General features: G+C 69.3%; 18 protein-coding genes. 14 read left to right on the forward strand and 4 right to left on the reverse strand.

From position 1 onward, the window contains the following. Position 1 precedes the first annotated feature (1 nt). The 12 genes from L8951_RS05630 to rlmN are packed head-to-tail and all read left to right on the forward strand — an operon-like array spanning position 2 to position 12,080. Positions 2 to 1,759: a pilus assembly protein TadG-related protein gene (locus L8951_RS05630; protein WP_244382028.1), complete on the forward strand. Its 1,758-nt coding sequence runs from the start codon at positions 2 to 4 to the stop codon at positions 1,757 to 1,759. Further along, positions 1,756 to 2,277, forward strand: a complete 522-nt coding sequence (locus L8951_RS05635) for a TadE/TadG family type IV pilus assembly protein (RefSeq protein ID WP_244382029.1) — start codon at positions 1,756 to 1,758, stop codon at positions 2,275 to 2,277. The genes L8951_RS05630 and L8951_RS05635 overlap by 4 nt, the downstream gene beginning before the upstream one ends. Then, positions 2,274 to 2,894: a TadE/TadG family type IV pilus assembly protein gene (locus L8951_RS05640; protein WP_244382030.1), complete on the forward strand. Its 621-nt coding sequence runs from the start codon at positions 2,274 to 2,276 to the stop codon at positions 2,892 to 2,894. Before L8951_RS05635 ends, L8951_RS05640 begins: the two co-directional genes overlap by 4 nt. Positions 2,895 to 2,904: 10 nt before the next feature. Further along, positions 2,905 to 4,110, forward strand: coding sequence for a CpaE/TadZ family protein (locus L8951_RS05645; RefSeq protein ID WP_244382031.1), 1,206 nt, complete (start codon positions 2,905 to 2,907; stop codon positions 4,108 to 4,110). 2 nt (positions 4,111 to 4,112) lie between these two features. Continuing rightward, complete coding sequence (locus L8951_RS05650) at positions 4,113 to 5,528, forward strand: TadA family conjugal transfer-associated ATPase (protein ID WP_407696407.1); 1,416 nt, start codon at positions 4,113 to 4,115, stop codon at positions 5,526 to 5,528. Further along, positions 5,528 to 6,526, forward strand: coding sequence for a type II secretion system F family protein (locus L8951_RS05655; RefSeq protein ID WP_244382033.1), 999 nt, complete (start codon positions 5,528 to 5,530; stop codon positions 6,524 to 6,526). Before L8951_RS05650 ends, L8951_RS05655 begins: the two co-directional genes overlap by 1 nt. 4 nt (positions 6,527 to 6,530) lie before the next feature. Then, positions 6,531 to 7,505, forward strand: a complete 975-nt coding sequence (locus L8951_RS05660) for a type II secretion system F family protein (protein WP_244382034.1) — start codon at positions 6,531 to 6,533, stop codon at positions 7,503 to 7,505. Between the two features lie 42 nt (positions 7,506 to 7,547). Further along, on the forward strand, positions 7,548 to 9,062 hold the full coding sequence (locus tag L8951_RS05665; RefSeq protein ID WP_244382035.1) for a tetratricopeptide repeat protein: 1,515 nt from the start codon (positions 7,548 to 7,550) through the stop codon (positions 9,060 to 9,062). Further along, on the forward strand, positions 9,062 to 9,919 hold the full coding sequence (locus L8951_RS05670; RefSeq protein WP_244382036.1) for a tetratricopeptide repeat protein: 858 nt from the start codon (positions 9,062 to 9,064) through the stop codon (positions 9,917 to 9,919). The genes L8951_RS05665 and L8951_RS05670 overlap by 1 nt, the downstream gene beginning before the upstream one ends. Next, a complete protein-coding gene (locus L8951_RS05675; RefSeq protein WP_244382037.1) occupies positions 9,916 to 10,383 on the forward strand; it encodes an A24 family peptidase in 468 nt (155 codons plus the stop codon). The genes L8951_RS05670 and L8951_RS05675 overlap by 4 nt, the downstream gene beginning before the upstream one ends. Further along, positions 10,368 to 10,844 carry a hypothetical protein gene (locus tag L8951_RS05680; RefSeq protein ID WP_244382038.1) on the forward strand — a complete coding sequence of 159 codons (477 nt, stop codon included), beginning with the start codon at positions 10,368 to 10,370 and terminating at the stop codon, positions 10,842 to 10,844. The genes L8951_RS05675 and L8951_RS05680 overlap by 16 nt, the downstream gene beginning before the upstream one ends. Before the next feature lie 42 nt (positions 10,845 to 10,886). Continuing rightward, positions 10,887 to 12,080, forward strand: a complete 1,194-nt coding sequence (gene rlmN, locus L8951_RS05685; protein WP_244382039.1) for a dual-specificity RNA methyltransferase RlmN — start codon at positions 10,887 to 10,889, stop codon at positions 12,078 to 12,080. Here rlmN and L8951_RS05690 read toward each other — a convergent pair. Next, entirely contained in the window at positions 12,077 to 13,306 is a 1,230-nt protein-coding gene (locus L8951_RS05690; protein WP_244382040.1) for a DUF418 domain-containing protein, read from the reverse strand. The two genes, rlmN and L8951_RS05690, sit on opposite strands and share 4 nt — an antisense overlap. A gap of 101 nt (positions 13,307 to 13,407) precedes the next feature. Between L8951_RS05690 and L8951_RS05695 the strand changes: the two genes are divergently transcribed. Beyond that, complete coding sequence (locus L8951_RS05695; RefSeq protein ID WP_244382041.1) at positions 13,408 to 14,634, forward strand: SAM-dependent methyltransferase; 1,227 nt, start codon at positions 13,408 to 13,410, stop codon at positions 14,632 to 14,634. Next, the gene (locus L8951_RS05700; protein ID WP_244382042.1) at positions 14,624 to 16,156 is read left to right on the forward strand and encodes a hypothetical protein; all 1,533 of its coding nucleotides are present in this window, start codon (positions 14,624 to 14,626) and stop codon (positions 16,154 to 16,156) included. Before L8951_RS05695 ends, L8951_RS05700 begins: the two co-directional genes overlap by 11 nt. Here L8951_RS05700 and L8951_RS05705 read toward each other — a convergent pair. From L8951_RS05705 to L8951_RS05715, 3 genes are read right to left on the reverse strand one after another with little or no spacing between them, the layout of a single operon-like run. Further along, positions 16,146 to 16,940 carry a class I SAM-dependent methyltransferase gene (locus tag L8951_RS05705; protein ID WP_244382043.1) on the reverse strand — a complete coding sequence of 265 codons (795 nt, stop codon included), beginning with the start codon at positions 16,938 to 16,940 and terminating at the stop codon, positions 16,146 to 16,148. The genes L8951_RS05700 and L8951_RS05705 overlap by 11 nt on opposite strands. Further along, positions 16,937 to 17,905 carry a glycosyltransferase family 2 protein gene (locus tag L8951_RS05710; protein ID WP_244382044.1) on the reverse strand — a complete coding sequence of 323 codons (969 nt, stop codon included), beginning with the start codon at positions 17,903 to 17,905 and terminating at the stop codon, positions 16,937 to 16,939. The genes L8951_RS05705 and L8951_RS05710 overlap by 4 nt, the downstream gene beginning before the upstream one ends. After that, positions 17,902 to 18,315 (reverse strand): GtrA family protein, encoded by a 414-nt coding sequence (locus tag L8951_RS05715; RefSeq protein ID WP_244382045.1) that lies wholly within the window; start codon positions 18,313 to 18,315, stop codon positions 17,902 to 17,904. The genes L8951_RS05710 and L8951_RS05715 overlap by 4 nt, the downstream gene beginning before the upstream one ends. Positions 18,316 to 18,438 lie beyond the last annotated feature (123 nt).

Consider the following 18,438-nt stretch of genomic DNA (forward strand, 5'->3'; position numbering starts at 1 on the left):
GGTGTTTCGCTCGCATAGAAGCCTGATCCACCGGTCGGACGGCGCCGCGGCCCCGACCATCGCCCTGTCGCTGTTCGCACTGGTCGGCGCAGGGGGGATCGCCTTCGACTATGCGCGGATGGCGAGCCTCGACACCGAACTCCAGAACGCCGCCGACCAGGCCGCACTCGCCGCCGCCTCGCAGCTCGACGGCAAGGCCGACAGCTGCGCCCGCGGCGCGCAGGCGGCCGCCCGGCTCGTCGCCAACGAGACGCGCATGGCCAATGACGGCGATGCGGCGGGCTTCATTGTCGAGGTGCTCGAGGCGAGCTACGACTGCGACGGCCCCTCGCAGGCCGCCAACGAGGCGCTCAAGATCCGCTTCTGGCAGGACCGCGGCAAGACCATCCCGGCCACCGGCGGCGGGGTCGATGCCAAGTTCGTCGAGGTCGAGGTCGAGACCCGCCGCGCGATCTTCGCGCTGACCCCGGTGGTCGCCGCGCTCGGCTCGGGCGACCTGCGCGGCGTCGCCTTCGCGGGCATCAATGAGGCAGTGTGCAAGGTGCCGCCGCTGATGATCTGCAACCCCAACGAGGGCAACCCCTCCCCCTCGACCGACTTCGAGGTCGAGGATTTCATCGGCTTCGGGTTGCGGCTCAAGGCGGTCGATCCCGGCGGCGCCGAGGCGCCCGGCAATTACGGCTTCCTCAAGACCTTCGGCAACGGCACCCCCGGGCTCAAGGCAGCGCTCGGCTACAATACCCCGGGGGGCGACTGCCTCGACGGCGACGAGGTCACCACCGAGCCGGGCAACAAGGAGAGCGTCACCGCCGCGATCAACACGCGCTTCGACATCTTCGTCAACGGCCAGCTCAACCAGATCGGGTGCGCGAGCGGCTTTCCCTGCAATGCCAGCACCAATTCGGTGAAGGACCTCGTCCTCAAGGGACCGGGCAACCAGTGCGGAGTGGTGCCGACGGGCAACCCCAACGGCTGGCGCGAGATCACCGATGCCAACCAGCGCTACTATCCGGTCAACAATCCCACGAGCCCGAAGCACTATCTCAACTACACGCACACCCCGGCGGCGATGGGGCATCCGCGTGACAAGTGCCACGCGGTGAACAACCTCGGGATCTGCACCTACCAGGGGGGGGCGCAGACCATCTGGGGCGACGGCTATTGGGACATCGACGCCTATTTCCGGGCCAACCACCCGACCAAGATCGCGGGCTATCCCGGGTACCTCGCGGCGGTCGCGGCCGACCCGACCCTGCAGAACGAGATCATCGCCGCCTCGCCCACCGGGTCGATGCCGACCGATCCCAATACCGGCCTCGCCCGGCTCTATCCGACCCGCTACATGGTCTACCGCTGGGAAATGGGGAACGGCATCTCGCAGGCGAGTGGCGGTACCGCCAACATGCCGGCGCAAAAGGCGGTCGGCTCCAACAACTGGTACGCCCGCCCCAAATGCGACGCGAGCGGCGGGATCGCGGGGGGCTATGATTCGAGCGGCGGGGTCGATGACGACGTGCTCGACCGCCGCCTCGTCACGGTCGCGGTGCTCAACTGCCAGGCCGACGGCGTGGCGGGGCGCTCGACCGTGCCGGTGGTGGCGTGGATCGACGTCTTCATGGTCGAACCCAGCTTCAGCCGCGCGGGCAACACGCGCAGCGAATATGGCGACCTCTACGTCGAGATCGTCAGCGGCGCGGCCGCGGGGCAGCAGGAAGAGATCCAGCTGGTCAAGAAGGCGATCCCCTACCTAATCGAATGACGCGCTCCCCCCGCCTCGACGTTCGCGCGCTCGCGCAGGACCAGCGCGGCAATGCCGCCGCCGAGCTCGCGCTCGCGATCCCGCTGCTCGTCCTCCTCTTCCTCGGGGCGATCGAGATGGGCAATTATTTCGTCTCGGCGCATCACCTCCAGAAGGGCGTGCGCGATGCCGCCCGCTATGCCGCGCGGGTGCCCTATGGCGACCTGTCGACGGGGGGCTGCACCTATGCCACGGGCAGCGCGGCGGACACCGCGATCCGCAATCTCGCGCGCACCGGGTCGGTCGACGCCTCACGCCAGCCGCGGCTCAATTTCTGGACCGACAACGCGACCGTCAACGTGACGATGGTGTGCGACACCTCGGGCGATTACGCGGGCGCGTTCGAGGACAATGTCGACGGCGCGCCGCAGGTGACGGTGCGCGCCCGGGTGCCCTATCCGACGCTGTTCGGCTATCCCTTCCTGCCCGACCTCCTGTTCATCAACGCCGAACAGGAAGCCGCGGTGTTCGGCGCATGATCCGCGTGCTCGCCTTCCTCGCCGGCGACCGGCGCGGCGGTTCGGCCGCCGAGTTCGCGCTGGTGCTGCCGCTGCTCATCATCCTGCTCTTCGGGATCCTCGATGCCGGGCGCTGGATGTGGGAATCGAACCAGCAGGAAAAGGCGACGCAGGCGGCGGCGCGCTGGGCGGTGGTGACCGACCCGGTGTTCAGCGGGCTCGAGAGCTTCAGCTTCGCCACCGACTATTCCTCGCCGATCACCGGGGGCGACATCGTCCCCGCCGCCGATTTCGGTGGCGCGGTCTGCACCAACACCAGCTGCAACTGCACCGGCTCGGCGTGCGGCGAGATCAACTACTCCCACGATGCCGCCGCCTTCGACGCCATCCGGCAGATGATCGCCTACCATTATCGCCCGGTGCCGCCCGAGAACCTGACCATCCGGTACGACAATGTGGGGCTCGGCTTTTCGGGAGATCCCAACGGCCCCGACGTCGCGCCGCTGGTGACCGTGGAGCTGACGGGGCTGAGCTTCACCCCGCTGTTCTTCCAGATCCTCGGGATCAACGCGATCCCGATGCCCGACATCGCCACGGCGCTGACCGCCGAGGACATGACGGGCGACTATTCGAATTGATGAGAGAGACATGATGCGCATGAGTGGCGACAACCGCAGGGACAACAACTGGAAGGCTTCCGACAGCCGGCCCCCGGTGTTGCTCTACCTCAACGTCGCCGACGGCGATGCCGGCGCGCTGGCAGGGGCCGAGGCGGCGGGGCTGCCGCTCCAGCTCGTGATCACCCGCCCGGGCGATACCATCGACCTCGGCGAGATCGACCGCGCCGCGGCCGCGATCATCCAATTGTCGGAGGACGAGGACGGCGCGGTCGAGCAGTTCGCCACGCTCGCGAAGGCGACCGAGACCCCGCTGCTCGCCGCCGCCTTCGATCCCGGCCTCAGCTTTGTGCGCGCGCTGATCCGCGCCGGGGCCCACGATGTCATCCCGCTGCCGCTCGACGTGGCCGAGCTCGAGACCTCGCTCCATCCGGTGCGCGACCAGATCCACGCGCGCGACCACCGCTCCAGCACCGGGCCGGCCAAGCTGGTGACCTTGATCAAGGCCGAGGGCGGGGTCGGCGCGACCGCGCTGATGACGCAGCTGGCGACCCGTTTTGCCGCGCACGAGCGCCGCGCGGGGCGCGAGGCGCTGTTGCTCGACCTCGACATCCAGTTCGGCGATGCCGCCTTCCAACTCGGGCTCCTCCCCAAGCTCGGGGTCGACGACCTGCTCGCGGCGGGCTCGCGGATGGACGGCGACATGATGCGCACCGTCGCGGCGCCGCACCCGAGCGGGTTGAGCATCATCGCCGCGCCCCCCGAAATCACCCGGCTCGACGCGATGGACGTCGACCAGGCGCTCAAGCTGGCCGAGGCGGCGATGCAGGAATTCGGCACCGTCTTCGTCGATCTGCCGACCAACTGGACCGACTGGTCGCTGTCGCTGCTGGCGCGCTCGGACCTCGTCATCATGGTCTGCGAACTGTCGATCGCGAGCCTGCACCGCGCCAAGCGGCAGCTCGACCTGATCGCGAGCCAGGACCTCGGGCACCTCGACGTGCGAATCGCGGTCAACCGCTTCGAAAAGGGCCTGTTCAAGAATGTGACGCGCGAGGACGCCGAACGTGTGCTGGGGCGGCCGGTGGCGTACACGCTGGCCAACGACCATGCGACCATGACCGCCGCGATCGAACAGGGCATCCCGGTCGCCGAGATCCGCCGCAAGGGGGCGCTCAACCGGGATCTCAAGACGCTCGAGGCCGATGTCACGGCAAGGTTGGGATTGGAGCGATGACCATGTTTCAGATCAAGAAAACGGCGGCGACCGAGGAGCAGGAGGGGGCCGAACCGACCGCGGCGATGGCCGAGGAGAACGACCGCGACCGCGAGGAAAAGCGGCGGCTGATGTCGGTCGGCGACGCGGGGGCCTTTGCCAAGCGCGACGCCAACATCGACCTCAAGGTCGAGCTCCACCAGAGCCTGCTCGACCAGATCAACCTCGCCGCGCTCGACGCGATGAGCCGCGAGCAGGTCGCCGACGAGATCGGGGACATCATCGCCGACGAGCTGGCCAAGAAGAGCCACGCGCTCAACGCCGCCGAGCGCAAGCAGCTGGTCGATGACGTGCTCGACGAACTGCTCGGGCTGGGCCCGCTCGAGCCGCTGCTCAAGGACACCACGATCACCGACATCCTCGTCAACGGCTACAACAACGTGTTCGTCGAACGCTTCGGCACGCTCGAACGCTCGCCGGTGAGGTTCAAGGACGAGCGGCACCTCCTGCGCATCATCCAGAAGATCGTCTCCGACGTCGGGCGCCGGATCGATGAATCCTCGCCGATGGTCGATGCCCGGCTGGCCGACGGCAGCCGCGTCAACGCGGTGGTGCCCCCGCTCGCGCTCGACGGGTCGCTGCTGTCGATCCGCAAGTTTGCCAAGGTCCCGATCAGCCTCGATCGGCTGGTCGAAATCGGCTCGGTGCCCGAACCCGTGGCCGAGATCCTGCGCGGCTGCGTGGCGTCGCGGCGCAACGTGCTCATCTCGGGCGGGACCGGGTCGGGCAAGACGACGATGCTCAATGCCATGAGCGCGTTCATCGACAAGAGCGAGCGGATCGTCACGATCGAGGATTCGGCCGAACTCCAGCTCCAACAGGAGCATGTCGCGCGGCTCGAGACGCGCCCGCCCAACGTCGAGGGGCGCGGCGAGGTGGCGATGCGCGACCTCGTCAAGAACGCGCTGCGCATGCGCCCCGACCGCATCATCGTCGGCGAGGTGCGCGCCGGGGAGGCGTTCGACATGCTGCAGGCGATGAACACCGGGCACGAGGGATCGATGACCACGGTCCACGCCAACACCCCGCGCGATGCGCTCGCGCGCGTGGAGCAGATGATCGGCATGGCCGGGGTCGACATGCCCGCCAAGGCGGCGCGCGCGCAGATCGCCAGCGCGGTCAACGTCATCATCCAGGTCAGCCGCCTGTCCGACGGGCGGCGGCGCCTGACGAGTGTTTCGGAAATCACCGGGATGGAGGGGGAAGTGATCACCTTGCAGGAAATCTTCCGGTTCCGCTTGCGCGGCCGCGAGAGCGACGGGTCGGTCAAGGGCAGCTTCGAGGCCACCGGGATCCGCCCGCGTTTCCTCGACGCCTTCGACGCCCATGGCATCGCGGTCAGCTCCGAGCTGTTCCGTCCCGACGCGAAGCTCGACTGATGGACGTCTTCATCCGCGTCCTCTTCCTCGCGCTCATCACGCTCGCCGTGATGGTCGTCGCGGGGCTGACCACCAACGTCGTCCTCGCCAGCCGCCGTCATGGCGGGGCGATCAACCGCCGCCTCGGCATGATCGAGAGCGGGGTGAGCCGCGAGGAGACGATGCTGCGGTTGCGGCGCCGGGCCTTCTCGATGGGCGAGGGGGTGCCCGGGCCGATCCGCCGCTGGGGCGACCTGTTGCACCGCAAGCTGGTGCAGGCGGGCGTGACCACCCCGTCGGTGACGATGGTCACCGCGCTGATGCTGGCCCCGATCGCGCTGTTCCTCGTCTTCGCGGGGCTGTCCTACGCGCTCGGGGGCGGGCTCGCCGCGGGGCGCATCATGCTGTTCGCGGTGCTGGCGATGATCATCGGCGCGCTGCTGCCGATCGTGGTCATCAACCTGATCGCCGATCGGCGACGCAAGAAAATGGCCGAGCAGTTCCCGGTCGCGCTCGACATCTTCGTGCGCGGGTTGCGCGCGGGGCACCCGGTGGCCGCCGCGCTCGAGATGCTCACGGTCGAGATGCCCGACCCGATCGGCTCCGAATTCGGGCTGGTGGTCGACGAGGTGACCTACGGCGCCGACCTGCGCGAGGCGCTCGAGGAGATGGCCGAGCGCTGGGACCTCGACGACCTGCGGATGTTCGTGGTCAGCCTGTCGGTGCAGGCCGAGACCGGGGGCAACCTCGCCGAGGTGCTCGACAATCTGGCCAAGGTGATCCGCGACCGCCACGCGCTGTTCATGAAGGTGCGCGCGCTGTCCTCCGAAGGGCGCATGACCGCGTGGATCCTGTCGGTGCTGCCGCTGTTCGCCTTCATGATCGTGTTCCTCGGCAACCCGCAATTCTTCCTCGAGGTCGCTGATGACCCGGCCTTCGTTCCGAGCTTCGGCGTGCTCGTCCTCATGTGGTTCATCGGAGTGATGATGATCCGCAAGCTCATCGACCTCAAGGTGTAGACCGATGCTCGACTATCTCCTCGACAATGACTTCGCGCGCTATGCCGCGCTGCTCCTCCTGTTCGCGGCGGTGGCGATCGTGGTGGTGATCGGCGCCAACCTCGTCGAGCAGCGCCGCGGGGTGCGCTCGCGGCTCGAGACCGACAAGGGGGTGTCCGCGGCGACGGCGACGACCGGCGCGGCGCGGCTGCGCGGCGAGCAGCAGCGCGGGGCCTGGATCGACATCGTCAACCAGCTCGAGAAGCGCGGCGTCAACCTCGTCTCGACCACCGACCAGGGGCTGCGGCGCAAGCTCGTCGCGGCGGGCTACGAGGATCCGAGCGCGCCGCGCGTGTTCACCCTCGTCCGCATCATCTCGACGCTCGCCTTCCCGTTGCTGCTCGTCGCCTACAGCTTCGTCAGCGGCACGCAGCTCGGACTCGCCTCGAGCTATTTCATGGCGGTGTTCGCCGCCGGGCTCGGCTACGTCATCCCCATCCTCGTCATCCAGGCCAAGGCCGACCGGCGCAAGGAAGAGCTGCTCAACGGCTTTCCCGACGCGCTCGACCTGATGCTCGTCTGCGTCGAGGCGGGGCTCGGGCTCGAGGTCGCGTTCGACCGGGTCGGGCAGGAGATGTTCCATTCGCACCCCGACCTCGCGCGCCATTTCGCCGGGGTCGTGCTCGAGCTGCGCGCCGGGCGCAGCCGCGAGGATGCGCTGCGGCGGTTTGCCGACCGCGCCGGGGTCGACGAGATCCGCGCCTTCTCGACGCTGCTGATCCAGAGCCAGAAGCTGGGCAGCTCGGTCGCCGCGACGCTGCGCGTCTACGCCGCCGAGATGCGCGAGAAACGACGGATGCGGGCGGAGGAACGCGCGCACCGGCTGCCGGTGCTGCTGGCGTTGCCGCTGGTCGGCTGCATGCTGCCGGTGATGATCGGGGTGCTGATGGTGCCGGCGGTGATCCGCGCCATGCGCACGGTGGTGCCCGCGCTCGGCTGAGCGCGAACGAGGAACGAGCAACGAGGAAGAAGGGGGACGACGATGCGCAACCTGATGATCCTGCCGCTGATGATGACCGCCGCCTGCGCGGCGCCCGGGGTCGACGTGCGAATGATCGACCGCGGGATCTCGAGCGCGCAGCTCGGGGTCGAGGCGCGGCTCGCCGAGGCCGACGGGTTGCTCGCGGTGGGCAGCACCGGGCTCGCGATCGAGGGCTATCGCAAGGCGCTCCGGCTCGACCCGCGCTCGGCGCGCGCAAACGCCGGGCTGGCGCGCGCCTACGACCGGATGGGCCGGTTCGACCTGTCGCGTCGCTATTACGAGACCGCGCTCGCGCATGCGCCGGGCGACCCAGCGCTCTACGAGGCCTTCGCCGCCTCGAAGATGCGGCAGGGCGACCGCGCGGGCGCCAGCGCGCTGCTCGCCGAGGCCGCCGACCGGCAGGCCCGCCACGCCGCGCTGGCCGCGCGCGCGGCCGCGGAGGTCGCGCCGCCGCCGCCACCCGTTGCGCTGGCCCGCGCCCCCGCACCGGCACCCGCGCCCGCGCCCACGCGCGCGGCACCCGACACGGATGCGAGCGTGGTCGCGACCGGCCCCCGGCTCGAGCGGCTGAGCGGGCACGAGGTGCTGCTCGCCAGCACGGGCAGCCCGGCCTTGCCCGCCGCTGCCGCGCCCGTTGCCGCGCCCGCCGCGCGCCTCGCCACCGCGCGCGCCTTCGCGCGCGAGGAGCTCGGCGATCGCCGGGGCGCGCTGGCCGCGCCCGTCGACGATCGCCCCGCGATTATCACCCTCGTGTCGCGCGACACGCGCCCGGGCGAGGGGCTCGAGGTGACGACCCCCGCGCCGCTCGCGATGGCGAGCGCGATCAACGGGCCGCTCCCCGCACCGGGCGCTTCGGGCGTGGTGCCGATGGTGTCGGCGATGATGGCCGCGCCGCTGGCCGCCAGCCCGGTGGTCGCGCCCCCGGCTCCGGCGCTGCCCGCCGCCGCGATCCCGGTCACCAGCCTTGCCATGGCCGCCGCGCCGGCCCCGACCCCGCTGGTCGCGCCGCCCGCGCCCTCGCGCGCGCCGGTGGCGGCGAGCGCACTGCTCGCCGCGCGCCCCGCGCCCGTCGCCGCGACGATCACCGTGATCGACACCGCGATGATCGCGGCGGTCGCGCTGGCCAGCGACGTCAGCCTCAGCGGGGCCACCGCCCCCATCGCCCCGCCCCCGCCAGTGGCGCCCGTCGCGGCGCCCGGCGCCGAGGTGCGCGCGCCCGCGATGATGCCGGCGATCGCGCCGCCGCCCCCCGTCGCACCCGTGCACGCGGCGGTCACGCTCGCCGCGCAGGCGGGCAACCTGGCCGCGGCAGCGGGGATCGGGCCGCACGCCATCCATGACGGATCGGCCCGCCGCGCGCGCTCGATCATCCTCTACCCCGAGGGGGGCGAGGCCGCGGCGCGGCGACTGGCCGCGCGGCTCGGCCTGCGGGTCACGGTCCAGCGCGGCCCGGTCGACCGGGTCACGCTCCACCTCGGCAGGGACGCCGCGCGCGCCCTGCTGCCGCAGGGGTGATGCGCGCCGGCTGGGCCCTCATCGCGCTGCTCTCGCTGCCCGCCGCGGCAGCGCCGCCCGCGCCCGCGCCCGCGCCCGCCGCGCGCGCCGCGACCGACGAGGCGGCGCGGCTGCTCGCCGAGACCGATCATGCGATCCGCATGGGGCGATACGAGCAGGCGCGGATCCTGCTTGCGCAGGCGCAGGTCGCGGGCGCGAGCGCGAGCGCGAGCGAGACCCGCGCGGGCGACCTTGCCTTCGCGCGCCGCGACTGGGACAGCGCCTACGGGCTGTATCGCGGGCTGATCGCGCGCGGCGCGGGCGACGCGGCGATGGCGGCGCGCGCGGCCCGCGCCGCGCTCGAACTGGGGCGGCTCGACGAGGCCGCAAGCTGGCTCGACCGCGCGCTGGCAGACGAAGCGGTGGCGCGCGACTGGCGGCACTGGAACCTGCGCGGGGTGATCGCCGACCGCAGGGGCGAGGGCGCGCGCGCCGAGGCCGCCTATGCGCGCGGCGCCGCGCTCGCCCCCGAGCAGGCGATGCTGCTCAACAACTGGGCCTTTTCGAACATGCTGCGCGGGCGTTGGGCCGAGGCGGCGGCGCTGGGGCGCCGCGCCGCCGCGCTCGCGCCCGACCGGCCGCTCTATGCCGCCAACCGCGATTTCGCGAGCTGGGCGGCGGGTGCCGCCTTGCCCGAGCGGCGCGCGGACGAGCCCGCCGCCGCCTTCGCGGCGCGGCTCAACGATGCCGGGGTGGCGGCCGCGCTCGGCGGCGATGCCGCGCGCGCGCGCGCCGCCTTTACCCGCGCGCTCGGCATCTCTAGCACTCATTACGAGCGCGCTGCCACCAATCTCGAAAGGCTCGACCCCGCCCGATGACCCTCGCTGCCCTCGCGCCCGACTGGCTGTTCCTCCTGTTCGGGCTCGCCTTTCTCTATGCCGCCGCGATTGACATCCACCAGCGCCGGATCCCCAATGCCGCGCCCATCGCGCTCGCGCTTGGTGGCCTCGTGGCGGCCGCGCTCGCGGGGCCCGAGGCGAGCCTGTGGCAGAACGGGCTGCTGTTCGTCGCCATCCTCGTGGTCGGCACCTTCAGCTTCGGGCGCGGCTGGCTGGGCGGGGGCGACGTCAAGCTGCTCGCCGCGGCGAGCCTCTGGTTCGGCCTTGCCGACGGCGCGCGGATGATCGTCGCCACCGTCCTCATCGGCGGGGTGCTGACGCTGCTGATGCTGATGGGGCGGATCGCCTTTCGCGGCAAGGATCGCGAGAAGGCCCGGCTGATCCCCTATGGGGTGGCGATCGCGCTCGGCGCGGTCGGGACCGGGCTGTGGCTGCGGGGCTGATCGCGGCGAGCCTCGCGCTTGCCGCCCTCGCCCCCGAGCCGCTCGGCGGCGATGCCCGCTGGGCGGCCTTCCGCTGGGAGGACGGGCGCTGCGAGGCGCGCGGGCGCGGCTGGCGCGTGCTGCCCGACAGCCAGCGTCACCGCCAGCCGATGATCAGCTTCCTGTTCGAGGAAGGCGCCGCGCCCTACCTGCACGTCCGGCTGCGCCGCGCCGTCGCGCCCAACACCCGGGTCCAGCTGGTGGTCGACGAGACGCCCTTCCTCCTGACCGGCGAGGGGCACAGCGCCTTCGCGGGCAGCGCCGAGGCGCTGGCGGTGATCGCGGCGTTGCGCACCGCCGCCAAGCTGCGGGTGACCGCGCGCCACCGCGGCGGCGGGCGCTTTACCGATTATTATCCGGTGGGCGGGGTCCCCGCGGCGATCGACGCCGCCGCGACCGGATGTGCGCGTGCGCCTCGTTAGGGCTGGAAAAAGTTCGCCAAAGCAACTAGATCGCCCCCGATCATGAGCGCCGATACCCCCCTGATGCCGATTGCCGGCCATGTCGATCCCGTTCCCGCGGGCCGTTCCCCCGCGCCCGATGTTGACGGCAAGGTCAATCTCGTCGGCCTGTCGAAGGACGCGCTCAAGGCGGCGCTGCTCGAGGCGGGCATGGCCGAGAAGCAGGCCAAGCTGCGGGGTAAGCAGATCTGGCACTGGATCTACAATCGCGGCGCGACGTCGTTCGACGAGATGACCGACATTGCCAAGGCGCAGCGCCCGTGGCTCGAGGAACGCTTCACCATCCGCCGCCCGCAGGTGGTCGAGGCGCAGGTCAGCGCCGACGGCACGCGCAAGTGGCTGCTGCGCACCCACGACAATCACGATTTCGAAATGGTCTTCATCCCCGATGCGGACCGCGGCACGCTGTGCGTGTCGAGCCAGGTCGGTTGCACCTTGAACTGCCGTTTCTGCCACACCGGGACGATGCGGCTGGTGCGAAACCTCGAGCCCTATGAGATCGTCGGACAGGTCATGCTGGCGCGCGATGCGCTGGGCGAATGGCCGAGCCGCCCCGACGGACGCCTGCTCACCAACATCGTGATGATGGGGATGGGCGAGCCGCTCTACAATTTCGACAATGTGAAGCAGGCATTGAAGATCGTGATGGACGGCGACGGGCTCGGCCTGTCGAAGCGGCGCATCACGCTGTCGACCTCGGGCGTGGTGCCGATGATGGAGCGCTGCGGCGAGGAGATCGGGGTCAACCTCGCGGTCTCGCTCCACGCGGTGACCAAGGAGGTGCGCGACGAGATCGTGCCGCTGAACAAGAAATACGGCATCGAGGAACTGCTCGAGGCCTGCGCCGCCTATCCGAGCGCCAACAATGCGCGGCGCATCACCTTCGAATATGTGATGCTCAAGGACAAGAATGACAGCGACGAGGATGCGCGCGAACTGGTGCGGCTGCTCAAGCAGTATGACCTGCCCGCCAAGGTGAACCTCATCCCCTTCAACCCGTGGGAGGGCGCGCCCTACGAATGCTCGACCCCCGATCGGGTCAAGCGCTTCAGCGACATCGTCTTCGAGGGCGGCATCTCGGCACCTGTGCGCACCCCGCGGGGACGCGACATCGACGCGGCCTGCGGGCAGCTCAAGACCGCGGCGGAGAAGAAGAGCCGGGCGCAGCGCGACCGCGAGGCGGCGGGCGAGGCCTAGGCGGGCTGGCGGCGAAAGCCGCTGCGTTCCCCGTAGGTGAGCGTGCGCCAGCCATATTCGAGCGGGCCGAAGCGGTAGCGCCCGAGCCACCAGTGGCTGAAGAGCACCTGTAGCGCGAAGAAGCCGAAGGCGATGGCGAGCGTCTGCGTCGGCGCGAGCCTGCCCGTCATCGCGAGCCCCCCGATGCCGTAAAGCAGGAAGAACATCATCACGCTCTGCGCGATGTAATTGGTCAGCGCCATGCGCCCGACGGGGGCGAACAGCCGCGGCAACCAGCCCCAGCGCGCGCGGTGGAAGAGCAGGATGAGGCCGGTGGCATAGCCGATGGCGAGGAGGGGCACGCCGACGGCGTGGAGCGCGCCCGCGACGAAGAAGACCTTGTGGACGATGCCGAATTCCATCGCGGTATAGAGCGCCTCCAGCAGCAGCCCGAGCGGCAGGCAGGCGAGGCACAGCCGTCGCATCGCGGGGAGCAGCTCGCCCGCACGCTGGAGCCAGCCCTTGCGCGCCACCCAGGCGCCGAGGAGGAACCGGCCGAGCACGTAGAGCAGCCAGCCGGCGACGATGCCCGAGCCGAGATAATCGTGCCAGTGAAGCCGGGCGACCTCGGTGATCCAGGCGCCATAGTCGCTGCCGAGGAAGGCGGCCTGGCGCTCGGCGATCGCGTCGGGGCTGAGGACGGCGGCCTCGGCCTTGTCCTCGAGCCCCAGCAGCTCGCGAAGCCAGAAGAAGAAGGGGCGCGCGCCCAGCGCGAGGACCGCGCCGCCGACGAGCATCGCGCGCATCGACAGCCCGCGCAGCGCGAACAGCGCGAACCCCATTAGCGCGTACATGTGGAGGATGTCCCACGGCCACAGCAGGAACAGGTGCGCCACGCCGAGCGCGAGGAGGATGCCGATACGGCGGCGGTAGAGCGCGGCAAAGTCGACCCCGCGTGCCTCGAGCCGCTGCATCTGGACCCAGAACCCCATGCCGAACAGGAAGGCGAACAGCGTGTTGGCCTTGTCGGACACCAGCCAGTTGACTAGCAGCAGCGTGTTGCGCTGTACGGGGTCGGCGAAATGCGCGTCCATCTGGTCGGGCAGCAGCGTGTAGCGCAGCGCGTTCCACCAGACGATATTGGCGATCAGCACGCCGAGCAGCGCGAACCCGCGCAAGATGTCGAGTTCGCCGATCCGCTCGGCCGACGTGACCGGTGCCGCCCCCGATGCGCTGTCGCGTTCCATGTCGCCCCCCTTTTGCGCGCACGATAGCAGGTGCAGGGGCATTGCGCCACGACGGGTCGCTTGCCACAAGCAGTCGGAAAACCGGGGGGGAAGCCGCCACCATGTCGCTCTTGAAGAAACTCGCCGACCAGCACCTCACGGCCGGCACGATCACGCTCATCCGGCACGACGGCACGCGCGAGACGATCGGCTCGGGGAGGCGCGCGCTGACCGTGAAGCTGCACGATTCCAAGGTGATCGGCGACATCGTGCGCAACCCGCGGCTGCGGCTCGGCGAGGCCTATATGGACGGGCGGCTGACGATCGAGGACGGCTCGATCCTCGACCTTCTCGAGATCGTCCAGAAGTCGTCGCGCTGGGAGGAGGGCGGGCTCGATTCCTCGCCCTTCGCGACCTCGGCGCTGCTGGGGCGCGCGGCGCGCTGGCTACGGCGCAACAACCCGGTGACCAGCCGCAGGAATGTCGCGCACCACTATGACATCGGCAACGATCTCTACGCGCTCTTCCTCGACGAGCGGCGCCAGTATAGCTGCGGCTATGTCACCGACGAGGCCCACGGGCTCGAGCGGATCCAGGCCGACAAGCTCGCGCATATCGCCGCCAAGCTCTACCTGCGCGAGGGCGACCATGTGCTCGACATCGGTTCGGGCTGGGGCGGGCTGGCGATCTATCTCAACAAGGTCGCGGGGGTGAAGGTGACCGGGGTCACCCTGTCGGTCGAACAGCTCGACTATGCGCGCAAGGCGGCGAAAGAGGCAGGGGTCGAGGATCAGGTGCGCTTCGAGCTGACCGATTATCGCGCGCTCACTGGTAGCTACGACCGAATCGTGTCGGTCGGCATGTTCGAGCATGTTGGCGAGGCGCATTATCAGGAATTCTACCGCACATGCCGGGAATTGCTTGCCGATGACGGGGTGATGCTGGTGCATACCATCGGCAATTTCGGCCCGGCCTCGGGGCCCGACCCTTTCACCGACAAATATATCTTTCCCGGCTATCATATCCCCTCGCTCAGCCAGATGTGCGCAGCATCCGAAAAGGCGCGGCTGATCACCACCGACATCGAGACGCTCCGGCTCCATTATACGCATACGCTGCGCCACTGGCTCGAGCGCTGCGAGGCTGCGAAGGACCAGATCGTCGCGCTGCTCGACGAGAAATTCTATCGTATGTGGTGCTTCTACCTGGCCGGCGGGGTAGTAATGTTCGAGGATGGCGGCGCAGGCAATTATCAGGCGCAGTATGTGAAGGACCGCCGCGCCTTGCCCATCACCCGCGACTATATGGTCGAGGCCGAGGCGCGTTACCGGGCGATCGATGCTGGCTGAGCCCGCGGCACCCCCGCCCCCGGGCTGGTGGGAGCGCGGCTGGTTCCTTGCCTTCCTGCTGGTTGCCGCCCTCGTCCCCTTCGCCACCACCGGGCTCCCCCCGCTGGCCGACCTGCCGGGCCATTATGCCCGTGCCGCGGTCGCGGCGGGGATCGAGCACGTCCCCGCCTGGCAGGAACGCTTCACCTATCGCTGGATTCTCGTACCCAATCTGGGGGTCGACGTCCCGGTGGCGCTGCTGGCGCCCCTGACCGGGGTCAAGCTGGCGATGAAGCTCGTCGTCATGGCGATCCCCCCGCTTACCATCCTCGGCTTCTGGACGCTGGCCAAGGCGGCGACGGGGCGTGTGCCACCGACCTTCGCGGCGACCGTCGCGCTCGCCTTCTCGCACCCCTTCCTCTTCGGCTTCGTCAATTTCAGCTTTGCGGTGGCGCTCGCTCTGTTCGTCCTGGCGCTCTGGATCCGGCTCGGCAAGGAAGATCGTTTCCTCCTGCGCGCGGCGCTCGTGGTCCCGTTCGGGAGCCTCGTCTATTTCGCCCACGCCTTCAGCTGGGGCCTCCTCGGGCTCGCCGCCTATGCCGCCGAACTGGTGCGCTGGCGCCAGCGTGGCGAAGGGCTGCCACGCACGGTCCTGATGGCGACGGTGTCGATATGGCCGCTGATGCTCCCGTCCCTCCATCTCGGCGGCTGGATGGTCCAGCGTGGGATCGAGGGCGCGGCGGCGGCGCCCACCTCCAACTGGGTGCTCAAGGCGAACTGGCTGCTGGCCACGCTGCGCGATGGCGAACGTTGGGCCGACACCCTCCCGATCGCGGTGATCGCGACCATGATCGGCGCGCTCCTGACCGGCTGGGTGCGGGTCGCGAGCAAGGCGCTCGGGGCGGGGGCGGTCCTCCTCCTCCTCGCCTTCCTCGGCATGCCGGGCACGGTCGCGGGATCGGCCTTTGCCGACATGCGCATGGCCCCCTTACTGTTCGCGCTGGCACTGCTTGCGCTCGATGGCACCAGCCAGGGAGCGCGGCGGTGGCTCGCCGCCGCCGCGTTGGGGATCGCACTCTACAAGCTCGGCCTCGTCACCCATAGCAGTCGGTTTTGGGATGCGGCGATCGAGGAGCGACTCGCGGTCCTCGAGGCCGTCCCGCAGGGCGCGGCGGTCTACATGTTGCATGGGCCGACCCAATGTTTCGACCAATGGTCGCTGCGCCGGACCACCCATCTCGGCGGCTATGTCATCGCCGATAAGCAGGGGTTTTCGAACAATAGCTGGGCGCTGGGCTCGGCCAGCCCGTTGCGGCTGCGCGACCCGCTCGCTTCGGGCCATGACCGCGACCCCTCGCAGCTAAGCCGGCTCGACAATTGCGGCCCGCTCCATTTTCCGCAGTTTTTCGACGTGCTCGAACGTTTCCCGCGCGAGCATTACGAATACCTCTGGTTGGTCGATGCGCCGATGCCGCCGGGCTATAACGAATTCGAGCTGGTGGCCGCCAATCGCGGCGCGATGCTCTATCGGATCAAGAGGTAAGTTTTTTTAGGACGTAGCCTTGTGTCCATAACAGGCCGCGCAGGACGGGCACCTTGGCGAGCGTGCGGTCGAGCGCCTTGAGGAGCTTGGCGCCCGGTTTGCCACCGGCCTCAGCGAGGAGGGGGAGGTAGAAGCCGAAGCGCTTCTGTTCGACGACCTCGAAGCCGGCCTTTTCGATCTGCGCCCCGAGCTGGCTAGCGGTCAGCAGGTTGATATGCCCCAATTCCTCGGCATGGCCGTAGATCTTGCGCGCGAGCCAGAGGACGGCGGGGAATTTGAACAGGCGCGCCATAAGTTCGACAGTTGCCCAGCGCTGCGGGGTGGTGAGGATAAAATGGCCACCCGGCTCGAGGCTGTCATGGACGGCATCGAGCAGGCCCTGGCTGCCGGCGGGCGGGACATGTTCGAGCACCTCGGAGCAGATGGCGAGCTGGTGCGGGCCGAGGCCGAGCTTTTGCGTCGCATCCCTCTGGTGGACGCTGATTCCCGGCTTTCCCGCGACATTGGCGAGATAAGCGGGGTGGATGTCGACCGCGTCGACATGGCGCCCGCTGCCCGCCATTTCCTCGGTGAAGATGCCGCAGCCGACGCCGATCTCGAGCAGCCGGTCACCGGGCTGAGAGTAGCGCTGCACCCGGTCCATCACGAAATGGCGGCGGTCCCAGTGGAGCTGGCGGCGGGTGGCGTTGGGGTCGGTGTAGAGATTGCGCTGGAAGGCGACGTCGTCGGCCGAGCCCTGTGCCGCGCGGATCGCGTCGGGGGCCATGTCGGCGGTGGCGGTCATTCGCGGTCTCCGATTTTTTCGGCCACGACATATAGCGGGCGCTGCTTGGTCTCGGTGAGGATGCGCCCGACATATTCGCCGAGGATGCCGAGGCTGATGAGCTGCACCGAGCCCAAGAACAGCACCGCAACCATGATCGAGGCATAGCCCGGCACGTCAACCCCGGTGACCAACGTGCGGATGACGATGAGGGTGGCATAAGCAAGCGTGCCCAGAGCGACGAGCCCGCCGACATAGGACCAGACGCGCAGCGGCACGGTCGAGGCCGAGGTGATGCCGTCTAAGGCGAGCGTCCACAGCTTCCAGAATCCGAACTTGGTGGTGCCGTTCTCGCGCTCCTCGCGGGCGTAGGTGACGGTCGCGGTCTTGAAGCCGGCCCAGCCGAAAAGCCCCTTCATGAAGCGGTTGCGTTCGGGCAGCGCCTTGATGACGTCGACGACCTTGCGATCGAGCAGGCGGAAGTCGCCCGCATGTTCGAGGATCTTGTCTTTCGAGAGCGCATTATGGGTGCGATAGTAGGCGCTGGCGGTCCAGCGCTTGAGCATGCCGTCGGACTTGCGGTCCTCGCGCACGCCGACGACGACCTCGTGCCCCTCGCGCCATTTGGCGAGCATCGGGGCAAGCGCCGAGGGCGGGTCCTGCATGTCGACGTCATAAGGGATGACCGCCTTGCCGCGGGCATGGTCGATCCCGGCGGTGAGCGCGGCTTCCTTGCCGAAGTTGCGGCTGAGCGAGAGACCGCGGACCCGGGGGTCGCGCGCGGCGGCGTCGCGGATCAGCGTCAGGGTCGCATCGCTCGATCCGTCGTCGATGAAGAGTATCTCGAAGCTCTTGCCCGCGGGATCGTCGAGCGCCTCGAGGATCGGCATCACGGTGGCGAGAAAGGCCGGAATGGCGGCTTCCTCGTCCTTGACCGGGACAAGCAGGGTCAGTTCGGGCGATGCTATCTGGATCATCATGTTCATGCGTACACCCATTTGCGATGCAGCGCGAAAGTCAGCCACGGGGTGACGAAGACGAAGGCCAGCGTCGGCCACCAGGTCGGCCCGCCGAGCTGCTTGACGAGCAGCCAGACCCAGAACTGGTTCACGACGAGGCCGCCGACGTTGACCAGCGCGAACCGCAGGTTGCGCCGCGCCGGATTGTCGCGCCCCCCATGGTCCTTGAAGCTGATCCGCCCGTGCAGCGCGTAGGAGATGAAATTGAACACGATGAAGACGAGCAGCAGCGACAGGTTGGGGTCGATGAAATGCGCCACCACCCAATAGGCCAGCGCCACCGCGATCGTGATGCCGAACCCCGTCGCCGCATAGCGCGCGAGCTGGACGAGCACCGTCCGTCGCTCAGGGTCGAGCCCTTCCCATGTCTGCCGCATCGCGGTTCCCATCCGTCTCGTTCCCGCCCCGTCCCGTGGTGCCGTTTCGAATCTAGTCGCTTTCGCATGGCTTGGCATCCCCATGGTAAACAGCCTGTAAAGATATGCGCATCCGAGCTTTTG

Source organism: Sphingomicrobium astaxanthinifaciens (genome assembly GCF_022865105.1).
Lineage (GTDB): Bacteria > Pseudomonadota > Alphaproteobacteria > Sphingomonadales > Sphingomonadaceae > Sphingomicrobium > Sphingomicrobium astaxanthinifaciens.